The organism is Tardiphaga sp. 215_C5_N2_1 (assembly GCF_052076055.1).
GTDB lineage: Bacteria > Pseudomonadota > Alphaproteobacteria > Rhizobiales > Xanthobacteraceae > Tardiphaga > Tardiphaga robiniae.
On sequence record NZ_CP197240.1, the window covers coordinates 4473218 to 4494941 of the forward strand.

20 protein-coding genes are annotated in these 21724 nt (G+C 62.8%); 8 read left to right on the forward strand and 12 right to left on the reverse strand.

What is annotated here, in order from left to right; genetic code table 11:
- The first annotated feature begins 24 nt into the window (after nt 1-24).
- Both AB7828_RS21295 and coaA read left to right on the forward strand, forming a co-directional pair.
- On the forward strand, nt 25-345 hold the full coding sequence (locus AB7828_RS21295; RefSeq protein WP_089263096.1) for a phosphoribosyl-ATP diphosphatase: 321 nt from the start codon (nt 25-27) through the stop codon (nt 343-345).
- A 28-nt stretch (nt 346-373) separates the two neighbouring features.
- A complete protein-coding gene (coaA, locus tag AB7828_RS21300) occupies nt 374-1327 on the forward strand; it encodes a type I pantothenate kinase (RefSeq protein ID WP_089263094.1) in 954 nt (317 codons plus the stop codon).
- Between the two features lie 4 nt (nt 1328-1331).
- On the opposite strand, the gene AB7828_RS21305 is transcribed toward coaA, so the two are convergent.
- The 4 genes from AB7828_RS21305 to AB7828_RS21320 all read right to left on the reverse strand — a co-directional run bounded on the left by AB7828_RS21305 (nt 1332) and on the right by AB7828_RS21320 (nt 6959).
- Nucleotides 1332-2282 (reverse strand): GNAT family N-acetyltransferase, encoded by a 951-nt coding sequence (locus tag AB7828_RS21305; RefSeq protein WP_175369619.1) that lies wholly within the window; start codon nt 2280-2282, stop codon nt 1332-1334.
- A gap of 138 nt (nt 2283-2420) precedes the next feature.
- Complete coding sequence (locus AB7828_RS21310; RefSeq protein ID WP_441231088.1) at nt 2421-4667, reverse strand: ATP-binding protein; 2247 nt, start codon at nt 4665-4667, stop codon at nt 2421-2423.
- A gap of 175 nt (nt 4668-4842) precedes the next feature.
- A complete protein-coding gene (locus AB7828_RS21315) occupies nt 4843-5313 on the reverse strand; it encodes a hypothetical protein (protein WP_441231089.1) in 471 nt (156 codons plus the stop codon).
- A 107-nt stretch (nt 5314-5420) separates the two neighbouring features.
- Complete coding sequence (locus AB7828_RS21320) at nt 5421-6959, reverse strand: YifB family Mg chelatase-like AAA ATPase (RefSeq protein WP_441231090.1); 1539 nt, start codon at nt 6957-6959, stop codon at nt 5421-5423.
- A gap of 182 nt (nt 6960-7141) precedes the next feature.
- On the opposite strand from AB7828_RS21320, the gene AB7828_RS21325 reads away from it, so the two are divergent.
- Nucleotides 7142-8176: a diguanylate cyclase domain-containing protein gene (locus AB7828_RS21325; RefSeq protein WP_439060257.1), complete on the forward strand. Its 1035-nt coding sequence runs from the start codon at nt 7142-7144 to the stop codon at nt 8174-8176.
- A gap of 72 nt (nt 8177-8248) precedes the next feature.
- Here the strand turns inward: AB7828_RS21325 and AB7828_RS21330 are convergent, their stop codons facing one another.
- The 4 genes from AB7828_RS21330 to rsmI all read right to left on the reverse strand — a co-directional run bounded on the left by AB7828_RS21330 (nt 8249) and on the right by rsmI (nt 11757).
- Nucleotides 8249-9229 (reverse strand): MBL fold metallo-hydrolase, encoded by a 981-nt coding sequence (locus AB7828_RS21330; protein WP_309941490.1) that lies wholly within the window; start codon nt 9227-9229, stop codon nt 8249-8251.
- A gap of 193 nt (nt 9230-9422) precedes the next feature.
- Nucleotides 9423-10364: a glutathione synthase gene (gene gshB / locus AB7828_RS21335; protein WP_309941488.1), complete on the reverse strand. Its 942-nt coding sequence runs from the start codon at nt 10362-10364 to the stop codon at nt 9423-9425.
- Between the two features lie 36 nt (nt 10365-10400).
- A complete protein-coding gene (locus AB7828_RS21340) occupies nt 10401-10814 on the reverse strand; it encodes a YraN family protein (protein WP_441231091.1) in 414 nt (137 codons plus the stop codon).
- The gene (gene rsmI, locus AB7828_RS21345; protein WP_309941483.1) at nt 10801-11757 is read right to left on the reverse strand and encodes a 16S rRNA (cytidine(1402)-2'-O)-methyltransferase; all 957 of its coding nucleotides are present in this window, start codon (nt 11755-11757) and stop codon (nt 10801-10803) included. The genes AB7828_RS21340 and rsmI overlap by 14 nt, the downstream gene beginning before the upstream one ends.
- A gap of 225 nt (nt 11758-11982) precedes the next feature.
- Between rsmI and AB7828_RS21350 the strand changes: the two genes are divergently transcribed.
- Nucleotides 11983-13209 carry a penicillin-binding protein activator gene (locus AB7828_RS21350; RefSeq protein WP_309941480.1) on the forward strand — a complete coding sequence of 409 codons (1227 nt, stop codon included), beginning with the start codon at nt 11983-11985 and terminating at the stop codon, nt 13207-13209.
- Nucleotides 13210-13212: 3 nt separating this feature from the next.
- Here AB7828_RS21350 and hemW read toward each other — a convergent pair whose 3' ends face one another.
- The 3 genes from hemW to rph are packed head-to-tail and all read right to left on the reverse strand — an operon-like array spanning nt 13213 to nt 15756.
- A complete protein-coding gene (gene hemW / locus AB7828_RS21355) occupies nt 13213-14376 on the reverse strand; it encodes a radical SAM family heme chaperone HemW (protein ID WP_441231092.1) in 1164 nt (387 codons plus the stop codon).
- A complete protein-coding gene (rdgB, locus tag AB7828_RS21360) occupies nt 14363-14998 on the reverse strand; it encodes an RdgB/HAM1 family non-canonical purine NTP pyrophosphatase (RefSeq protein ID WP_441231093.1) in 636 nt (211 codons plus the stop codon). Before rdgB ends, hemW begins: the two co-directional genes overlap by 14 nt.
- Nucleotides 14999-15033: 35 nt before the next feature.
- A complete protein-coding gene (rph, locus tag AB7828_RS21365) occupies nt 15034-15756 on the reverse strand; it encodes a ribonuclease PH (protein ID WP_093757824.1) in 723 nt (240 codons plus the stop codon).
- Between the two features lie 152 nt (nt 15757-15908).
- Here rph and hrcA point away from each other — a divergent pair, with 152 nt between their 5' ends.
- Together hrcA and grpE are read left to right on the forward strand one after the other, a co-directional pair.
- Nucleotides 15909-16997, forward strand: a complete 1089-nt coding sequence (gene hrcA, locus AB7828_RS21370; RefSeq protein WP_068730256.1) for a heat-inducible transcriptional repressor HrcA — start codon at nt 15909-15911, stop codon at nt 16995-16997.
- Nucleotides 16998-17102: 105 nt separating this feature from the next.
- Nucleotides 17103-17702 carry a nucleotide exchange factor GrpE gene (gene grpE, locus AB7828_RS21375; protein ID WP_441231094.1) on the forward strand — a complete coding sequence of 200 codons (600 nt, stop codon included), beginning with the start codon at nt 17103-17105 and terminating at the stop codon, nt 17700-17702.
- A 54-nt stretch (nt 17703-17756) separates the two neighbouring features.
- On the opposite strand, the gene pncA is transcribed toward grpE, so the two are convergent.
- A complete protein-coding gene (gene pncA / locus AB7828_RS21380) occupies nt 17757-18473 on the reverse strand; it encodes a bifunctional nicotinamidase/pyrazinamidase (RefSeq protein ID WP_439065441.1) in 717 nt (238 codons plus the stop codon).
- Nucleotides 18474-18759: 286 nt separating this feature from the next.
- On the opposite strand from pncA, the gene AB7828_RS21385 reads away from it, so the two are divergent.
- Together AB7828_RS21385 and AB7828_RS21390 are read left to right on the forward strand one after the other, a co-directional pair.
- The gene (locus tag AB7828_RS21385; protein ID WP_441231095.1) at nt 18760-20175 is read left to right on the forward strand and encodes a hypothetical protein; all 1416 of its coding nucleotides are present in this window, start codon (nt 18760-18762) and stop codon (nt 20173-20175) included.
- Nucleotides 20175-21704: a hypothetical protein gene (locus AB7828_RS21390; protein WP_441231096.1), complete on the forward strand. Its 1530-nt coding sequence runs from the start codon at nt 20175-20177 to the stop codon at nt 21702-21704. The genes AB7828_RS21385 and AB7828_RS21390 overlap by 1 nt, the downstream gene beginning before the upstream one ends.
- Nucleotides 21705-21724: the final 20 nt, after the last annotated feature.

Below are 21724 nucleotides of genomic sequence, written 5' to 3' on the forward strand. Positions count from 1 at the left end.
CTGCCCAGCCAACAAGGCGCCGAAATGGCTTTTACGCTTCATGACCTTGCCGATACCATCGACGCCCGCGCGGCGGCGGGTGGCGACGCGTCTTATACCCGCAAGCTGCTCGACAAGGGCGCGGAGCATTGCGCCAAGAAATTCGGCGAGGAAGCGGTCGAAACCGTGATCGCGGCGGTCGAGAACGATCGCACCAATCTGATCAATGAAAGTGCCGACCTGCTGTTTCATCTGCTGGTGCTGCTGAAAGCGCGCGGCGTAACGATTCAGGAGGTCGAGGCGGCGCTCGGTCAGCGCACGTCCCAATCCGGACTGCAAGAGAAAGCGTCGCGCAAGAGCGAGTAACAGCGTCGATCACAACGGGGACCGCTTCATGGATATGCGGGCAGACCAACAATACAATCCCTATCGGAATTTCTCGCGCGAGCAGTGGGCCAAGCTGCGCGACGATACGCCGATGACGCTGGAGGCCGGCGAGATCGCCGCCCTGCGTTCGATGTATGATCGCCTCGATCTGCGCGAAGTCGAAGAGATTTATTTGCCGCTGTCCCGCCTGCTCTCGATCTATGTCACGGCGACGCAACGTCTGTATTACGCGCAGCGCAAGTTCCTCGGCATCGAGGATCGCAAGATGCCCTATATCATCGGCGTCGCCGGGTCGGTGGCTGTCGGCAAGTCGACCACCGCCCGCGTGCTGCAGGCACTGCTCGCAAGATGGTCGCCGCGGCCCAAGGTCGATCTCGTCACCACCGACGGCTTTCTCTATCCGAATGCGGTGCTCGAGCGCGAAGGCATCATGCAGAAGAAGGGCTTCCCCGAAAGCTACGATCTGCCGACGCTGCTACAGTTTCTCAGTGACATCAAAGCCGGCCGCAATGCCGTCCGCGCGCCTGTGTATTCGCATCTCACTTACGACGTGGTCCCAAACAAGTGGGTCGAGGTCGATCAGCCCGACATCCTGATCGTCGAAGGCGTCAATGTGCTACAGACCGGCCGCCTGCCGCGCGACGGCAAGGCGGTGCCTGTGGTCTCCGACTTCTTTGACTTCTCCGTCTATATCGACGCCGATGAGCCGGTACTGCGCGACTGGTATGTGAGACGGTTTCTGGCGCTGCGCGACACCGCATTCCACGATCCGCGATCCTACTTCAATCGCTACGCATTGCTGTCGGATGAAGAAGCGACGGCGACGGCGCTGGCGATCTGGGAGCGTACCAACCTCGCCAATCTCGAAGACAACATCCTGCCGACGCGGCCGCGTGCGACGCTTATCCTCAAAAAGGGCGCGGATCACGTGGTGGAAAACGTCGCGCTGCGTCGCCTCTAAGCGATTACGCCGCGTGGCGTGAGGTGTCCGTGCTGAAATGCTCGATATAGCGTGCGCCGATCGACGTCACCGGCATCACGATCAGAACGTCGGTGGTGCCGAACTGATGATCGATCACGGCGCCGTCGCCGATCATGGCGCCGATCCGTAGATAGCCTTTGATCAGCGGCGGTAGCGCACGAAGCGCCGCCTTGGTGTCGATGGCATCCGCGGCCATCCGGTTCATCTCGACATAGCGCGACGGATGCGCGCGGGCGCGCCAGGCTTCGGGCGCGCGGGCGTTGTGATGCAGGAACGACAGCGGCAGCGCGAGGCGATCCGGATCGGTGCCTTCAAAACTGGCGCAACCGATCATGACGTCGAACTTGTTCTGTCGCACGTAGCTCCAGATGCCCTGCCACAGTAATTCGACGGTGCGCTTGTTGCGGTAGCGCGGCAGCACGCAGGAGCGACCGAGTTCGAGGAAGCGCAGACCCGCATGGCGCTCGATCATCCCCGACAGATCGAATTCGCTGTCGGTATAGAAACCCCCGTTCTGCATGGCCGCCTCATGGCGTAGCAGGCGATAGGTGCCGACCACCGGCTGCTTGCCGGACAGTGTGGGCTTGGCATCGTGATCGACGACGAGAAGGTGATCGCAGATCTTGTCGAATGCATCCTTGTCGCGGCGTGCCAGCATGGTGGCGGCGTCGGCGATCGCGGTGCCGTTCTTGTAGAATACCTTGTAGCGCAGCCGCTGCGCGCGCTTCACGTCGCGCTTGTCCTGCGCGAGGCGAACTTCAAGCGGACCCATCCGGCCCAGAGAAGTCGTGGCGACCGGAATGCCGTTGGCGGGATGGAGATGCAGCGGCGGTTTGAACCAGGTGATCGCAGTCTGTGCGGCGGCGCTCATGTTCTGGGGCCGCAACATCTGCATGAAACCCTGCTTCGGTCGCACCAGTTCGTTGCCGTGCATGGCCATCCCCAACTCAATCGCCTTGTGCCGCAGGCATCACGCGAATCATCGATGCGGCTTATCCGCACCAGACATCACGGGCGCTCAACAGCCGTGTGACGGGCGTGTTGCGGGGGTGTGACAGCGAAGGTGGAGCTGCTAGGCGGCGACGTGCCGCGTCTTGGCGAGTCCCTTGAGGGCTTCGGCGAGCTTGTCGCGGTCCAGCGGCTTCATCAGGAAGCCGTCCATGCCGGCCTCGAAACAGGCATAGCGATCTTGGACCAGTGCGTTCGCTGTGAGGGCCAGGATCGGCGTCCGCCTGACGCGTTGACCGGCCTCGCGCGCGCGAATGCGTTTGGTGGTCTCGATGCCGTCGAGCTTCGGCATCTGGATATCCATCAGGACGAGGTCATAGGGCGTGCCTGCGGAGTCGGAGGCGAGCCAGGATTCCAGTGCCTCTTCGCCATTGGTGGTCACGACCGGCTTGTGGCCAAGCCGCGTCAGCAACGAGCGCATCAGTAGCGCGTTGATCTCGTTGTCTTCGGCGACCAGGATCGAGAGGCTGGGTGCCATCGCCTCCGTTAGTTCCGGTGTGGCCGGATCGCGATCCAACAGATCATCGGCGGCGATCGTCGGTAAGTCCGTCTGTAATGTCAGGCGCGCGGCAAGCGAGGCCGCACGCAGTGGCTTCACCAGATAGCCGGTAAACGCACTCGGCGTCGCGGGCTGCAATTCATGGCGCATCGCAGGCGTGAACAGCACGATCCGTCGCAGCGCATGCGGAATTGCGGTGTCCGCGAGGTGCTCGGCAGCGTCAGCACCAAGGGCGCGATCGATCATGACGGCATGCCACGACCGTTCGGGTAGCAGGGCTTGCGCGACGGCAATATCGGACACGGTGCAAGTCTGTGCCCCCCAGCGCCCGAGCCGCAGGGCCGTCAGTGAGGCTTCGATGGTCTGCGGCGCCACCAGCATCACCGAAAGGCCGGTAAGATCGGGTGCCATGAAAGTCGCGGTGCCACTGTCGGATGCGGCGAGCGGGATCGACACTTCGAATGTCGAACCGGCGCCGAGCGTGCTCTGCAGCGTGATGCGGCCGTTCATGCGCTTGACGATACGCTCGCTGATGCTGAGGCCGAGGCCCGTTCCGCCATAGTGGCGCGCGGTGCCCTCGTCTGCCTGTTCGAATTCGCGGAAGATGCGCTGCTGCGCATCCGGCGCGATGCCGATGCCGGTGTCACGCACCAGGAAAGAGACTTCGTTCGGCCAGATGCCGGGCTCGACGATCAGCGCTACGCCGCCGGTCGCTGTGAACTTGATGGCATTGCCGGCGAGATTGAGCAGCACCTGGCGCAGGCGCGCCGCATCGCCCATCACTGTCAGCGGCAATCGCTCATCGACATAGGCCGCGATTTCGAGATTGCGTGCCTGCGCGCGCGGCGCCAGCAATTCGGTGATGTCCTCGATCAATCCGGCTAGTGCAAAGGGGCGATGTTCCAGATCGATCTTGCCGGCCTCGATCTTGGAGTAATCCAGCAGCTCCTCGATCAGCGACAGCAGCGCATCGCCGGAGGTCTTCACGGCCTTGGCGTAAGTGGTCTGTTCGGGTGTCAGCGGCGTATCGAGCAGCAAGCCGCTCATGCCGAGAATGCCGTTCAGCGGCGTGCGGATTTCATGGGACGCCATCGCGAGGAACCGCGACTTGGCGCGGTTGGCGGCATTGGCATGATCACGGGCTTCACCGAGGGCGCGCTCGGTCTGGGTGCGGTCGGTGACATCGCGTCCAACGCATTGCAACTCGGCGGGCTGGCCCGCATCGATCCGCACCAGACCTTCGCGCCAGGCGATCCAGCGCGGACCGGTCGCCGTGGCGATCTTCTGATCGTGCATGCTGGTGCCGTTGGGCTCGTTGGCGATATCGCCCTGCTCCAGCAGCGTGAGTTCGAAACGGCTGCCGATCAATGCTTCGCGTGATTGTTCCGCCAGCGCACAATAGGCATCGTTGACGAAGGTGATGCAGCCTTCGCTATTGCGGATTACGATCAGGTCGCCTTGCGCTTCGAACAGGCTGCGCGCGCGCTCTTCGGCTTCCTTCAATTCCCAGTTCCGGTCGACCAAGGCTTCATTATGCGCAGCCAGTTTGCGCATCCGTTTGCCCATGAAGCGCATGCGGATGCTCATGGTGGCCAGGGCGACGCAGGCCAGCGCGAACAGGAAGCTGGCGCCGATCGCAAAAGCGTGCGGGTCGTAACCTGAGTCTTTCGAGGTCGAACCTGAGATGAAACCATAGGCGCCACCGAAGGCAGCCGAGAACATCACGAAGGAGCGGATGACAAAAGCAAGCCACGGAAAACGGCGCGCGAAGCGGCGGAAGTAGACCTTGATCCGGAAGACACCTTTCGCCACAGATCAGCACTCCGGCTTGGTCACATCATGGCTCGCGATTGCACGCGAATACAGGCCGCGATCAGGCGATCGCAGATATCAGAAACAATGCGGGTATGTTGTTGCCAAGTGCTTGCGCGGTGGCAGTTTTGAATTTGCCCGCGCAGGCATGGTTGATGAAGCGTTAATGCGCGGCCTAGAGGCTGGCCGCTGCCATCCGCGCCGGGCTGCGGCTGCGGGCGCTGACGATCAGCGCGGCGGCATCGCGTGCCGTGAAGCTGCGAGACTTCACGAAGATCCGGTAGTCGGCGTCACCTTCCTCCGACAGATAGATGACGGGTTCCGAACTCGCGGATGTGTCGGCAATGCGGATGAAGCGCGTCGCAGCAGTGACGGGACAAGCATCCGGTTCCGCGGCATCGACATCATCAAGTACGACGAAGTCGGCGGTGTCAGCACTATCGACGATTTGCACACGGACGGTTGCCTGCTGGGGATCGCTCGTGAAGCTGACATGCGATTGCGCCTGCCAGGGCATGGTGGCGATCTGGATGGTGGTTTCACCGGTGGAGATGCAGGGATGCGTGCCGGCTACGAGATCACCACGCGCGAGAAAGGCCGCGAGTACCAAAGGAATCGTCGAGGCTAAAATCTTGAAACGCAGCATGACACGGTACTCGCCCTGGCCCCGTAACGCGGGGTTATGGTGAGCAGAGCGTAAACAAAACTCGTTACTATCGCGTTGACGTCCACATCAGTGGCGAGGAGGAGACGTCAAGCAGCTCGGCGAATGTCCTCCGCCAGCGCGCGGTAAGACAACGCCTCGGCCAGATGCAGCCGCCCGATTTTCTCGGCGCCGTCGAGATCCGCCAGCGTCCGCGCCACGCGCAGTACGCGGTGATAACCGCGCGCGGTCAGTCGCATCGTTTCGGCGGCATCGCGCAACAATGTCAGTCCCTGCGCATCGGGCTGCGCAACCGTTTCCAGCACGGAGGCGGGCGCGGAGGCATTGGTATGTGTGCCCGGCAATCCCGCCGCGGCATAGCGCATGGTCTGCAGATCGCGCGCGGCGGCGACACGCGTCGCGACCTCGGCAGAACCCTCGGAAGGTGGCGGCAGAATGAGATCTGCTGCGGTCACCGCCGGGACTTCGATGCGCAGATCGATGCGGTCCATCAAGGGGCCCGAGATGCGCGCCTGATAATCCGAGGTGCAACGATCGATGCGGCCGCGCTTGCAGGAGAAGCCCGGCTCGAACGCGTGACCGCAACGGCATGGATTCATCGCAGCGACAAGCATGAAGCGGGCGGGATAGGTGACGCGGTGATTGGCGCGCGAGACCGCCACCTCGCCATTCTCGAGCGGTGCGCGCAGCGAATCCAGCACGCGCGGATCGAACTCCGGCAGTTCATCGAGAAACAGCACGCCTTGATGCGCCAGCGAAATCTCGCCCGGCCGCGCGCGCAGGCCGCCGCCTGTGAGTGCGGCCATGCTGGCGGAATGATGCGGTGCGCGGAACGGCCGGCGTGAGGTGAGTGCGCCGTCCTTGATCTCGCCGGCCACCGACGCAATCATCGAGACTTCGAGGAGCTCCGCCGGCGATAGTGGCGGCAGGATCGACGGGAGCCGTGCCGCCAGCATGGATTTGCCGGAACCTGGCGATCCCGCCATCAATAGATGGTGGCCGCCGGCGGCAGCGATCTCCAGCGCGCGTTTGGCGCTTTCCTGTCCCTTGATGTCGCGCAGATCCAGCAGCGTTTCCTCACGCGCATGTATCTTCGGCTGCGGCCGCGACAGAACCTGCGTGCCCTTAAAGTGATTGGCGATCTGGATCAGCGACGTCGCGGCGATGATCTGGATATCGGGACTGGCCCAGGCGGCTTCCGCGCCGCAGGCTTCTGGGCAGATCAATCCCTCGTCGCGCGCATTGGCGCCGATGGCAGCCGGCAGCACGCCGGCGACCGGAGCGAGCGAGCCATCGAGACCGAGTTCGCCGAGCACGGTGAAGCCCGTCAATGCATCCGGCGGAATCGCGCCGATCGCGGCCATCAATCCCAGCGCGATCGGCAGATCGTAATGGCTGCCTTCCTTGGGTAAGTCAGCGGGCGCGAGATTGACGATGATCCGCCGTGCCGGCAGCGCCAGACCCGAGGCGACCAGCGCGGCACGGACCCGTTCGCGCGCTTCGGATACTGCCTTGTCGGGCAGGCCGACGATCAAAAAATTCGGCAGACCGGGCACGACCTGAACCTGCACGTCGACCGCGCGGGCCTCGATCCCCTCAAAGGCTACGGTGGAAACCCGTTGAACCATGCCGCCCCCATTCGAGATGAGAGCGTAACCTAAGGTTGCTTCTACATCAAGAACAATCAGTGAACGAAATGTAGCGGTAAAGTATGCTGGTTTTGGCTGAAGTCGGCCATTGGCGTAGAAAATCTTAAACACGTCATGCAAAGCATCCTATGAGCTTCGAGACGAAGACTGGGTGCCCGCAGATGTCAGATCGCTTGTCGATGCCGCCAGACGCTCCGGATGACGCCGACCTGATCGCTGCGCTGAAGGCGCAGATCGAAGCTCAGCAGGCCATCATCGATCAACAGGCTGCTTCGCTGGCGCATAGCCGGAAGATATTCGATCGCTCCTCGGCGGCAGCGCGAATCGGCGTCTGGGAATGCGACCTCTCCGATGAATCGCTGGTCTGGACCGATGTTGTCTATGACATCTTCGATCTACCGCGTGGCTCGACGCCGATTCGCGAGGAGGCGCTCGCCTGTTATCCCGAAGAATCCGTCAGGGAACTGACGAAGCGGCGCAGCAAGGCCATCGAGGATCGCACGGGCTTCAGTCTCGATGCGGAGATCATCACCTTCAAGGGCAACCGGCGCTGGATCAGGATCACGGCCACTGTCGAGTCGGTCGATGGCGTTGCCGTCCGCATCTTCGGCATGAAGCAAGACATCACCGAAGAGAAAATTCTGGCGGATCGCAATCGCTATCTCGCCGAATTCGATACGCTGACCGGCCTTGCCAATCGCAGCCAGTTTCAAACCAAGCTGTCGCTGTTCGATGCGGCGTCGGCCATCAAGGTGAAGCCGTTCGGCGCGCTGCTGTTGATCGATCTCGATGAATTCAAGCCGGTCAATGACTGTTTCGGCCACGCAGCGGGCGATGCCTGTCTGACCGTCGTTGCAAATCGAATTCGCAACATCTGTGCCGGTGCGGAACTGGTCGCACGACTCGGCGGTGACGAATTCGCGGTTCTGCTGGGGCCTCACGCGGAATTCGAGGAAGCCTCGGAGACGGCGCGTGCGATTGTCACGCAGTTGGGACTGCCGATTGATCATCGCGGACAACAGTTGCGGGTTGGCGCATCGGTCGGCATCGCGCTGGCCGATAACTGCACGTCATCGCAATTGGCAGCCATGGCCGATTCGGCGCTCTATGCAGCGAAGGATGCCGGACGTGGCACGTTCCGGATCTACAAACGCGGAGCGGAGAGACGTCAGAGGGACGCCTCATCCGCGGCGTGAGGATAAATTGCTGCGGAATTCCTGCGGCGGTCATTGTCTCAAGATCGCCGCAGGAAAGTCGCAGGATTTCCGCTAGAGATTCATCACCATCGGCTCGGCGATATAGCGGAAGCCGTCGCCTGATTTCACCACATGACCATAGCCCGGCCACGCGAAGTGATAGGACATCACGGCGGTCTTGTTGGCTGCGAGCATGTCGAGCATCTTCACCCGCGTCGCCGCTGCCATCTTCGGATCGGAGTCATAGGCGAACTCCATCCGCGGCTTCTCCAGCAACAGCACTTGATGATGGGTGAGGTCGCCGAGGAAGGCGAAAGATTTCCCGTCCGATTGGATCATGAACATGTGGTGGCCGAACGTATGGCCCGGCGCATGCATGGCGGTAACGCCGGGCAGGAACTCCTGGCCGTCCTTGAAGAACACCAGGCGATCCTTCACCGGCAGCAGGTTCTTGCGCGCATGGACGATGAAGTCCTTGAGCGGCGAACCGAGCTTGCCTTCGTCGGTCCAGAACTTGAAGTCTTCCTCGCTGAGATAGACCTGCGCATTGGGAAATAGTGGCTTGTCATTGGCATCGACGATGCCGCCGATATGATCGATATGGGCGTGCGAGCACACCACGGCATCGATATCGCCGGGCTTGATACCGGCTTCGGCCATACTTTTCTGCAGGCGACCCGTGGTGTTGCCGAACAGTTGCGACGTGCCCATGCCGGTGTCGAACAGGATCAGTCTGTCGCCCATGTTGACGATCGGCGCGTTCTGTTCGAGCACGACATTGCTGCTGCTGAGGAAATTATCCGTCAGCATCTTCTGCACGTCTTCCTTGGGTACGCCGACGAATGTGCCGGAGGGATCGCCGAGCGGCAAAGGTCCGTCGGAGACAACGGTGACTTCCGCGCTGCCTAACATGAAACGGTGGAAGTAGGGCGCCTGTGTGCCGAGCTTTGGTGCCTTGGCCGATGCGCTGCCGATGAGGCCGGGAGCGAGGAGATTAGCGCCCAAACCAGCGCCGAGCGAGAGCAGGGACCTTCGCGAAACTTCTGAAGTCATGCGTTTCTCCACTGATATGCTTTTGCTTGCCGCCACACATGGCGGGCCGTCCGATTGGTCGGGCATGCATCAACATGCTGCCCTTGCCCTCAATGACTGGCAAGCAAAAGCAGTGGGTGAAGAATTGTGACGAATGGAATTTAAATTGCTGCGTCAAGCATTGACGCAACGCAGCGAATGACGTGGGTGGAGTTTACTTCCGCTTCGCTTCGATGACGTCCCAGACGCGTGCGGCCACATCGGGCCCGCCGAGCTTGGCGATGGCGCGAATGCCCGTGGGCGACGTCACGTTGATCTCGGTGAGATTGCCATCGATCACGTCGATGCCGACGAACAGCAGACCGAGATCACGCAGCGCCGGTCCGACGCGTTCGCAGATTTCGCGCTCACGTGGCGAGAGTTCGGTGGCCTTGGCGGCGCCGCCACGCACCATGTTGGAGCGCAAATCGTCTTCAGCCGGCACGCGGTTCACGGCACCCGCGAATTCGCCGTCGATCAGGATAATGCGCTTATCGCCATGTTTCACTTCGGGAAGGAAACGCTGGATGACCCACTGCTCCTTGAAGGTCACGGAGAACAGATCGTAGAGCGAACCAAAATTCATGTCCTGCGGCAGCACGCGAAACACCGCTGCGCCGCCATGGCCATGCAGCGGCTTCATCACCACAGCGCCATGCTCGGCGCGGAATGCATTGATCTCGTCCTTGTCGCGCGAGATTAGCGTCGGCGGCATCAGGTCCGAGAAGCCCATCACAAAGATCTTCTCCGGCGCGTTGCGCACCGAGGCCGGATCATTGACCACCAGCGTCTTCGGATGAATGCGCTCGAGCAGATGCGTCGAGGTGATGTAAGCGAGATCGAATGGCGGGTCCTGGCGCAGCAGCACCACGTCGAAGGATTCCATGCTGGTGCGGGTGGGTTCACCGAGGGTGAAGTAATCGCCTTCGACGTCGCGCACCGACAGCGATTGCACCGGCGCCACCACGTCATTGCCGCGCAGCGAGAGCTTGTCCGGCGTATAATAGGACAGTTTGTGGCCACGCTTCTGGGCTTCCAGCAGCATCGCGAAGGTCGAATCGCCCTTGTGATTGATGCGCGCAATGGGGTCCATCTGGACGGCGACGTTCAAGGTCATGCTGGGGTCCGGAATTGTGGTCGGGAAAGCGAAAATTCAGGTACTGGCGTCGAATGCCGCTAACAGATGGCGTGGCAAATGTCTTGGCGCAATCAGCACGACGTCGAAACGCAGGTCGAATTCCGCATGTTCGGGATGCACCATCAGCCAGCCTTGGGCGGCATCCATGATCCGGGCCTGCTGGCGGGGCGTCACGGCATAGGCGGCTTCGTCCAGGCTGGCGCGGGCCTTCACCTCGACAAAGGCGATCAGGCTGCGCCTCCTGGCAACGATATCGATCTCGCCGTGGGGCGTGCGAAAGCGGCGGGCGAGGATGCGGTAGCCCTTGGCCAGCAGCAAAGCAGCGGCACGGCTTTCGGCGGAGAGACCGGTGTTGAACGCGGCGACGCGCTCCGGCGCAGCCGGCTTGGCTGCGGGCTTCGGGGCGGAGACTTTGTCAGTCTTCGCCATTGCCTGAGTCCCTGTGAATCTCCTTGGCCAGTTCCAGCGCGCGGGCATAGACGGCGCGGCGCGGCCGGCCGGACAGTTCGACCGCATGCGCCACGGCATCCTTGACGCTGTCACGCTGCAACGAGCTGCGCAGCAGGGCGTCGAGATCGTCTTCGGTCATGGCCTGCGCATCCGCAGCCGGTGGCCCGATGACGAGCACGAATTCACCGCGGGTCTCCAGCCCATCGGCTTCCTTGGCCAGGTCGGCAATCGCTCCGCGATTGACCTCTTCATGCATCTTGGTGAGTTCGCGGCAGATCGCCGCATTGCGGTTGCCCATGATGTCCGCGAGATCGGCCAGCGTATCCTGCACGCGGTTGCCGGAGTCGAACATCACCAGCGTGGCATCGATGGCAGCCAGCTCGGTCAGGCGGGATCGCCGCGCCATCTGCCGCGACGGCAGAAAGCCCTCGAAGAAAAAGCGATCGGTCGGCAGGGCAGAGACGGCCAGCGCGGCCAGCACCGAGGATGGCCCCGGCAGCGAAATCACATTGAAGCCTGCTGCGGTCACTTCCCGCACCAGCTTGAAGCCGGGGTCGGAAATCAGTGGCGTGCCGGCATCCGACACCAGCGCGATGGACGCGCCCTGCGACAGCTTTTCAAGAATTTTTGGCCGTGCCTGTTCGGCATTGTGCTCATGATATTGCTTGAGTGTGCCGGTGATCCCGTAGCGCTCGGTCAGACGGCGGGTGATGCGGGTGTCTTCGCAGGCGATAATATCGACCCCCGCCAGGGTCTCCAGCGCGCGCAGGGTGATGTCGCCAAGATTGCCGATCGGCGTGGCTACGAGATGCAGCCCCGGAACAGCTTTCGGTGCCATGAGCAGATGGCCGGAGACCGTGAAGGTCCGGGCCGATGGCGCCGCGGCGTCCGCAGGCGATGAGGAGAGGGGTGTTGCGCGCATGGCGACAATGTAGAGCGAATTGCGCCAAAGGGGGACAGCCGTTTTTTGGGCGTTTGGCCGTGGTTCATTCCCGTCGTGCTAATCCAGCCGCGGTGACGGGGTATGCCGGACATAAAGCTTTTGTTTTGGTTAACTTATCGCCGACAATATGTCTGAATCCGCGCCTCACACTATATAGTGGGTGACGAGGCGGGCCGATCTGATACGGCCGAAAGAAGAGAAGTGATGGCGGATCCGTTCGACCCCAAATCCGGGACCAAGGGCGCGACGTCGGGCGCAACACGGCGGACGGCTGTCGGCCTGCTGCTGGGCGCGCCGCTGCTCGGGGCCTGCGCGGGTGTGCAATCGACGCTGACCAATGCGTTTGGCACCGGACCGACGGCGCCATCGGGACCGCCTGCCGGACCGGCGCAGCAGTCGCAAGCCATCGGCACCGGGGGCACGAAAGTCGGACTGATCCTGCCGCTGTCGGCTTCCGGCAATGCTGGCGTCGCCGCGCAGTCGATGAAGAACGCCGCCGAAATGGCGCTCGCCGAATTCCAGAATCCCAGCATTCAACTCCTGATCAAGGACGACAATGGCAGTGCGCAGGGCGCGCAGCAGGCCGCCCAGCAGGCGCTCGACGAAGGATCCGAAATCATTCTCGGACCGTTGTTTGCGCTGTCAGTGCCGGCCACCGCGCAGCTCACGCGCGCGCGCAACGTGCCGGTGATCGCCTTCTCTACCGATTCCAGCGTCGCCGGCCGTGGTGTCTATTTGCTCAGCTTCCTGCCCGAGTCCGACGTCAATCGCATCGTCGATTACGCCGCGGGCACGGGCAAACGCTCCTTTGCGGCGATGCTGCCCGAGAATGCCTATGGCAATGTGGTCGAAGTTGCGTTCAAGCAGGCCGTCGCGCGCAAGGGTGGCCGCGTCGTCGCTTTTGAGCGCTATGGTGCTGACCGCTCCAGCGCAGCACGCAACATTGCCGCATCCCTGACCGGCGCCGACGCGTTGTTCATTGCTGACGATGGCGACGCGGTTGTCGCAACGGCTGATGCCCTGACTGCGGCGGGTGCCAATCTGCGCAATGTGCAATTGCTCGGCACGGGCCTGTGGGACAATCCGCGCGTCTTCAACAGCGCGGCCTTGCAGGGCGGGCTCTATGCCGCGCCGGATCCCGCAGGGTTTCGTGCATTTGCCGGCCGTTATCGCACGAAATATGGCGGCGATCCTGTGCGCACTGCCACGCTCGCTTACGATGCAGTGGCGCTGGTCGCCGCTTTGGCGCGCACCCAAGGCGGACAGCGCTTCGCACCTGAAACGCTCACCAATCCATCCGGCTTTGCCGGCATCGATGGTCTATTCCGTTTCCGCAGCGATGGCGGCAACGATCGCGGCCTCGCCGTGATGAAGGTTGCGTCGGGTGGTGGTCAGGCCGTGGCGGGCTCACCGAAGAGTTTCGGGGCGTAGCACCTACGCCGCCAGATCTGCCACGACAGCATCAAGCACAGGGAATCCCTCCTGCGTCACGCGCAGGCGGCCGTTCTGCTCGACGACGATGGCGCCTTCCTCGCGCAGGATGGCGATGCGCTTCTCATCCAGCGCGCGGCCGGACAGCATCTGATAGCGCGCGGGATCGATACCTTCGGCGAGGCGCAGGCCCATCAGCAGATATTCGTCGGCGCGTTCTTCGCTGTTGAGCAATTCATCCGATGTTACGCCGTGGCCGTTGTCTTCCACACGCATCACCCAGGCTTCCGGGCGTTTCTCGGTGGCGATGGCATGTCTGACACCGTCGATGTCGAGGCGGCCATGGGCGCCAGGCCCGATGCCGGCATATTCCTGACCGCGCCAATAGACGAGGTTGTGTTTGCACTCCGCACCGGGGCGGGCGTGGTTGGAAATCTCGTAAAATGGCAGGCCCTGCTGTGCGCAAACCTCCTGCGTCACGTCATAAAGCGTGCGCGCGAGACCTTCGTCGGGTGTCTTGAGTTTGCCGGCGGCGTGCAATCCGAAGAACGGCGTGCCTTCCTCGATGGTCAGCTGATACAGCGATAGATGTTCGGCGGCTTCCGAGATGGCGAGCTTGAGTTCGTCGGTCCACATCTGCGGGGTCTGGTCGGGGCGCGCATAGATCAGATCGAACGAATACCGATCGAACGCGCTGCGCGCGATGGCCACGGCATCGAGTGCCTCGCGCGCCGTATGCAAACGTCCCAGTGATTTCAGCGACGCATCGTCAAGCGCCTGTACGCCGAGCGACACGCGGTTGACGCCGGCCTCGCGATAACCGCGAAAGCGCGTCGCTTCGACGGAGGTCGGGTTGGCTTCGAGTGATACTTCGGCGTCGGAGGCAACGTTCCAGTATTTTCCGATCGAATCCAGAATCGCGCCGACGGTCTGCGGCTGCATCAGCGACGGCGTGCCGCCGCCGAGAAAGATCGACGTCACGGTGCGGCCTGGCGTGCGGGCAGCCGTGGTTTCGATCTCCCGTGCGAAGGCCCGCGCGAAACGTACTTCGTCGACGGCGTGATGACGGACGTGGCTGTTGAAGTCGCAATACGGGCACTTCGACAGGCAGAACGGCCAGTGCACATAGACGCCGAAAGCGTCCTGCTGTGCGTCAGCGGGGTTCAAGGCAGATCTCCGCGAGTTTCACGAATGCCCTGGCGCGATGCGACAAGCCCTCGCCGAGTGGCGGCAACCCGTGCTTCTCGACCGCGGTCATTTCGCCATAGGTGCGGGTGTAACCATCGGGCAGGAATGTCGGATCGTAGCCGAAGCCGGCAGTGCCGCGTGGTGGCCAGACCAGCGTGCCATGCGCATGCGCTTCGACTTCCTCAAGATGACCGTCGGGCCACGCCACGCAGAGTGCCGAGACGAAATGCGCGGTGCGCTTGTCAGGCGAGGTCGCGCCGCGCTCTTGCAGCAAACGCTCGATGCGCGTCATTGCGCCGGTGAAGTCCTTGGACTCGCCGGCCCAGCGCGCCGAGAGGATGCCGGGCGCGCCGTCGAGGGCATCGACGACGAGGCCGGAATCATCTGCGAAGGCCGGCAGTTGCGCGACATTGGCCGCGGCAATCGCCTTGATCGCGGCATTGGCCTTGAAGGTGTCGCCGGTCTCGTCGGGCTCGGCGAGGTCGAGTTCGCCGGCCGACACTGCTTCGATGCCGTAGGGGGCCAAGAGATCGCGCATCTCGGCAAGCTTGCCGGGATTGTGGGTGGCGATGACGAGCTTCCCAGTGATTCGACGATGCATGATGCGAGTCTACGCCTGCTTGATGACTTGCGGAATCACGCGATGGCCATTTTCTGCAGTTCAACCAGACGTCCGACGCCCTTTTGCGCCAGTGCCATCAACTTCAGGAACTCGTCCTGCGTGAACGGCGTCTTCTCGGCAGTGCCCTGCACCTCGATGATGCGGCCGTCGCCGGTCATCACGAAATTGGCGTCGGTGTCGGCTTCGGAATCTTCGGCATAATCGAGATCGAGCACCGGGGTGCCCTGATAGATGCCGCAGGAAATCGCCGCGATATTGTCGCGCAGCACGTTGCCGCCGCCGTTCTTGAACATGTTGCGGTTCTTCATCCACGAGATGCAGTCGGCCAGCGCAACCCATGCGCCGGTGATCGACGCCGTGCGGGTGCCGCCATCGGCCTGGATCACGTCGCAGTCGATGGTGATCTGGCGTTCGCCGAGCGCTTCGAGGTCGACGGCAGCGCGCAGCGAGCGGCCGATCAGGCGCTGGATCTCGACGGTGCGGCCGCCCTGCTTGCCGGATGCGGCTTCGCGGCGGGTGCGTTCCAGCGTGGCGCGGGGCAGCATGCCGTATTCGGCGGTGACCCAGCCGCGGCCCTGGCCCTTAAGCCATGGTGGCAGGCGCTCCTCCAGCGTGGCGGTCACCAGCACGTGGGTGTCACCGAATTTCACCATGCAGGAGCCTTCGGCATATTTGACCACGCCGCGTTCCAGCGACACGGCGCGCAGTTCATCGGGCGCACGACGGCTTGGCCGCATGAGAAAATCCTTCCAAATGTCCAGAGAAGCCTGTTCGCGGTGCTTTTAGGGGCCACAGACCGCAGCGGCAAGGGCGGGGCAGGTTCCACAACCGCAATGGTGCTTGTATCCGGGGGCTCGGGGCGACAGATTAGGTCCTCAAGGAGTACCCTGTGGCCCACCACGATCCGATCGGCCTGATTTCGCCGCATGCCGGGCTCGCCCAGCTCAATGAGCGATCGCGTGAGATCTTCCGGCAGATCGTCGAGAGCTATCTCGCCACGGGCGAACCTGTCGGTTCGCGCAATATTTCGCGCCTGATCACGGTTCCGCTGTCGCCGGCGTCGGTCCGCAACGTGATGTCGGACCTGGAGCAGCTCGGCCTCATCTATGCGCCGCATACCTCTGCCGGACGGCTTCCGACCGAACTCGGACTGCGGTTTTTCGTCGATGCCTTGATGCAGGTCGGTGACCTCACCGAGCCGGAGCGGCAGTCGATCCAGCAGCAATTATCCTCGGTGGGGCGCTCGCAGACTGTGGAGGCAGCGCTCGGCGAGGCGCTGACGCAGCTGTCCGGCCTGACCCGCGCGGCGGCGGTGGTTCTGACCGCCAAGTCCAATGTGCGGCTGAAACACATCGAATTCGTCCGTTTAGAGCCCGAAAAGGCGCTGGTCGTGCTGGTTGCCGAGGATGGCCAGGTCGAAAACCGCGTGCTGACCCTGCCGCCGGGCGTGCCGTCGTCGGCGCTGAACGAGGCGTCGAACTTCCTCAATGCCCGGATTCGCGGCCGCACGCTGGCCGAGGCCCGGCTGGAGCTGGAAACGGCGCTGACCCAGAACCAGATCGAGCTCGATCAGCTGACCCAGAAGGTGATTGCCGCCGGCATTGCCAGCTGGTCGGGTGGCGAGAAGGACGATCGGCAGCTGATCGTGCGTGGCCAGGCCAATCTGCTCGAGGATCTCCATGCGCTGGAGGATCTTGAACGCGTTCGCCTCCTGTTCGACGATCTCGAAGCCAAGCGCGAGGTGATCGACCTTCTCGGTCGGGCGGAGACGGCGGAAGGTGTCCGCATCTTCATCGGCTCGGAAAACAAACTGTTCTCGCTGTCCGGCTCGTCCACGATCATTGCGCCCTACAGCGATGGCGCCGGCCATATTGTCGGTGTTCTCGGCGTGATCGGGCCGACCCGGCTGAACTATGCGCGGGTGATCCCGATGGTAGATTACGCGGCGCGCATCGTCAGCCGCATGCTCGGCGGCTGACAGATCGGCCGAATCCGGCCGGTTGCGCTTGATTTTCGGCGCTCAAACCCCGATATCCCGCTCAGCAATCCCACCATTTTGGCGTGTTTTTGAGAAGGCAGCGTGATGACTGATTCCAATGGGCAGAACGACAATCAGGACAAGACGGCAGCGGCCGCCGATCCGGTGGTCTCCAAGCCCTACATCATGCCGGACGATCCGGAGCCGAACTCGGTCGAGGCCCTAACCAAGGAAGCTGCGGACGCGCGCGACAAGATGCTGCGCACGCTGGCGGAGATGGAAAATCTGCGCAAGCGGACCCAGAAGGAGGTCGCCGACGGTCGCACCTATGCGATCGCCAATTTCGCGCGCGAAGTGCTCGATATCGCCGACAGCCTGCAGCGCGCCCTCGATGCCGTGCCTGCCGACACCAAGGCCGCCGCCGATCCGGGCCTGAAGGCGCTGCTCGAAGGCGTCGAGCTCACCGAGCGCTCGCTGCTCAACACGCTGGAAAAGAACGGCGTGAAAAAGTTCGACCCGTCGGGCGAGAAGTTCGATCCGAATTTCCAGCAGGCGATGTACGAAGTGCCCGATGCTTCCGTGCCTGCGGGCACCGTCGTTCAGGTCGTGCAGGCCGGTTATACCATCGGCGAGCGCGTGCTGCGCCCGGCGCTGGTCGGCGTGTCGAAGGGCGGCGCCAAGGCTGCACCTGTAGCGTCGGAATAAAGCTGTGTAGTAGGAGCTGGATCGCCCGGTCAAGCCGGGCGATGACAGCGAGAGTTAAGCCGCCAGCTCGCCCGACTGGATCCGCTTCACGCCGGCCTTGTTCATGTCGGCCCAAGCCTTGGCCAGCGAGCCCTGCGTGTCGATGCCGCGGCAGGCATCTTCGATCACATAGACATCGAAACCTGCTTTTCGCGCATCAAGGGCGGACCACGCGACACAGAAATCTGTGGCGAGACCGGCGATGAACACGCGCTGCAATTTGCGGGCTTTCAGATAGGCGGCGAGACCGGTGGTGGTCTTCCCGTCGGCCTCGGTGAAGGCCGAATAGCTGTCGACGTCCTTGTTGAAGCCCTTGCGCAGGATCAGCTCGGTATGCGGGATGGCGAGATCCTTCGAGAGCGCAGCCCCTTCAGTGCCCTGCACGCAGTGATCCGGCCACAGCACCTGCTTGCCGTATTTCACATCGGTGGTCTCAAACGGCTTCTTGCCGCTGTGGCTGGACGCGAAGGAGATATGGCCGGGCGTGTGCCAGTCCTGCGTCATCACCACGTCGGCGAATTTCTTCGCGATGGCGTTGATGACCGGCACGACCTTATCGCCGTCCTTCACCGCAAGGCTGCCACCGGGCAGGAAGCAGTTCTGCACGTCAATCACCAGCAGGACGGATGTGCGGTCGAGGCTAACCTTGCCGGCGGCGGACAGTGTTTTGGGAGCTAGGCTGGTCATGGCCATGGTTCCAAGCCCTCCGAGAATTTGACGTCTGTTGAGCATCATCGTCCCCCCGTGATTGAACCTTCACAGACAATCAGGTCGCGGTCATCGCGTAAAGCGGATCGCGGTGCGGGCGGGGGCCGCATTTCGGGCCGCCCGCGCAAGGGCTTGTTAATGCGCCTCTCCTAGTTTCGGCGGTAGCGTTGCCTGAAAAGTTGAGCGCATGACGATCGATATCGGCCTGCGGCTTGCCCGAGGGCGGGCTGCCCAAAATCGGAATTTGACTGGTGAGGCTGCCGTTCCCCATGCACGACTTGCGTGGCCCTGGCTGATTGCCGGGTTGGCTGTGTGCGCGTTGACGCTCGGGCTGCGCTGGGCGCTGCCGTTCAATGTCGATGTAAGCTGGTGGCTGATCGTCGGTGAACGTGTGTTCGACGGTCAACGGCTCTATCTGGATATTCTCGAGACCAATCCGCCGATGGCCGGATCGATCTATTTTCTCGGCGTGGCGCTGGCGCGCGCCACGGGCCTGCGGCCGGAAGCGGTGACCATTGCACTGATGCTGGCTCTGATGACGGCCTCGCTCGGACTGACATGGTGGCTGCTACGTAACTCAAAGCTGTCGGGTCGCTCTGCCGCCGGTGCGCTCGCTGTCTGGGCTGTGGCGCTGCTCGGTATCCTGCCGATGTATGATTTCGGCCAGCGCGAACATCTCGCGCTGTTGTTCTTGATGCCGGCACTTGCGGTCCTGATCCGCCGTGTCGGGAACGAGCCGGTGTCGATCGTTGCGATCGTCATCGCCGGGGTCAGCGCGGCCGTTACCATGAGCTTCAAACCGTATTTCGCGCTCGGTATCGGCGCGGCCATCCTCGCCGCGACCTTGCAGGCGCGGCTGTGGCGCATTCTCGTCGCACCGGAACACTGGATCGCCGGCGTGCTGGTCGTGGCCTATGCCGTCTGGATCTATATATCGCTCCCGGCCTATTTCACGCTGATCTATCCCGTCGTCCGCGATGTCTATCTCTTGCTTGCAGCGCCGTGGCTAGCCCTGGCGCTCAGCGGCGCCACGATGCTGTGGCTCGCTGCGGTATTCGCGGTGCTGCTATTGCAACGCCGGCATAAGCCCGACGCCACGGTCACTGTGTTGCTGGCAACCTCGTTCGGCTTTGCGGTGGCGTTCTTCGTCCAGCGCAAGGGATGGGGCTATCACGCCTATCCCATGGTGGCGCTGTCGCTGATGGCGCTCGGCTATGCCGTTGCGGCGGTCGACCCTGTGACGGCGCGCGTGCGCATCGGGGCATCGCTTGCGGCCGTTGCGATCCTCGCTAACGCCTGCGTCTGGTTCAACGCCAGCGTCGATATCCGCAAACTCGAAGCTGCGGTCACGAAGCTTGGACCACATCCGAAGATCATGATGCTGGGCGGCGCGGCGACGATTGCGCATCCGCTCGTGCGCGATGTCGGCGGTACCTGGGTATCGCGTCAGGAGGCATTCTTGATCCGGGAGATCGTTCGCCGCGCGCGTCAGGAACAGTCCTTCGATGCAGTGACCTCGGCGCGTCTCGATCGCCATGTCGCAACCGAGCGCGACGGGTTGGTCGCGGATTTCCGGGCGTCTTCGCCGGATGTGGTGCTGGTCGACAATCGCGACAGCGACTGGGGCGCTTGGGCGCAGGCTGATCCGGAGTTGGCGCAGCTCCTGAAGCCCTATGCCCTGGTGCAGACCATCGACGGCATCGACATCCTGAAGAGGATGCCGTGATGCGCGCCACCACGCCGGGCGAAACCGCAAGTGCTGTTCTGCCCGGGCGGTCGCTGCAGCGAAGCCGCATCCTTCCGTGGCTGGCCGTCGTCGCACTGCTGATCGTGGCGATTGTGCTGCGTCACGTTCTGGCGGCCAATACGGATGTAAGCTGGCTTCTGACCGTCGGCGAGCGCGTACTCGACGGCCAGCGCCTCTATATAGATATCATCGAGACCAATCCGCCGATGGCCGTCCTGGCCTATCTGCCGGGTATCGTCATCGCCCGTGCGCTCGGGCTGGCTGCGGAGGACGTGACCGATGCGTTGGTCTTCATCGGCATCGCCGTGTCGCTGCTGCTCAGCGTCCGCATTCTGTCGCGCGCGTCGGTTCTCGGTGTCGCGCAAGGCTGGCCGCTGGCGCTGCTGGCAGTTGCACTGCTGGCCGTGCTGCCGACGCAGACTTTCGGTCAGCGCGAACATATTGCACTGATCGCCATGCTGCCGATGCTGGCTGTATTGGCGGGCCGCATAAAGCACAGCGCACCATCACGGTCCGCGGCTATCGCAGCCGGCATCGGCGCGGCGATTGCGCTGTCGTTCAAGCCCTACTTCGCGATCGCCTTCCTCGGCGCGTTGATCGCGGAGGCTGTCTCCACACGCTTATCGTGGCGCGTCCTGCTGCGGCCGGAGTATCTGGCGCTCGCCGTCGCGCTGGCCCTCTACGCTGCCGTCGTCATCGTGCTGTTTCCGGAATTCCTAACGGTAGTCGGGCCGCTAGTCCGCGATGTTTATCTTCAGGTGCAGCAGCCGGTCATGATGCTCCTGGAAAAGCCCGCTGTGGCACTGTGGGCCACCGCGCTGCTCGCGGCTATGGTGCTCAAACGGCGCGTCGGTGTCGATGGTCCGTTCGTTTTGCTACTGGCGACCTCGGCCGGTTTTGCCGCTGGTTTCGTTTTGCAGGGCAAAGGCTGGCCTTACCATTCATACCCAATGATTGCGCTCGCACTGCTTGCTTTTGGCTATGCGCGTATGACCTATCTGCCGGTCACCGGGACGGATCGTCTGTTCGGCGTCGGCGCGGTCGTCCTGCTGGCGCTGCTGTTCATGCGCTCCATGTTATGGTTCGACACCGCCTTCGATGCGCGCCCACTGCAGGAGAAAATCGCGCAACTGGGATCGCGTCCTGTCATTCTTGCTATCTCCGCCGAGCCGGGTATCGGGCATCCTCTTGTGCGCGCGGTCGGCGGCACATGGGTTTCGCGACAGCAAGGCCTGTGGGTCGCCGTCTATCACGCGGTCCTGCGCAGCAGAGGCGGAGTCAGTCCTGCACAAGATCGACTGCTCGAGGCCTATGCCGCGCGTGAGCGCACGATGCTGATCGAGGATATCAAGAAAAGACCACCGACCCTGGTGCTGGTGGATGATCTCACCGGCAGCGGCTCGGAATGGCTAAAAGCGCATCCCGACGTTGCTGATCTGTTAAAGGATTTTCACGTCGTGGCCGCCATCAACAAGGTGACGTTTCTTACGCGAAGCCGTGAGCCCTGAAGCCGATGTTGTGTTACGTG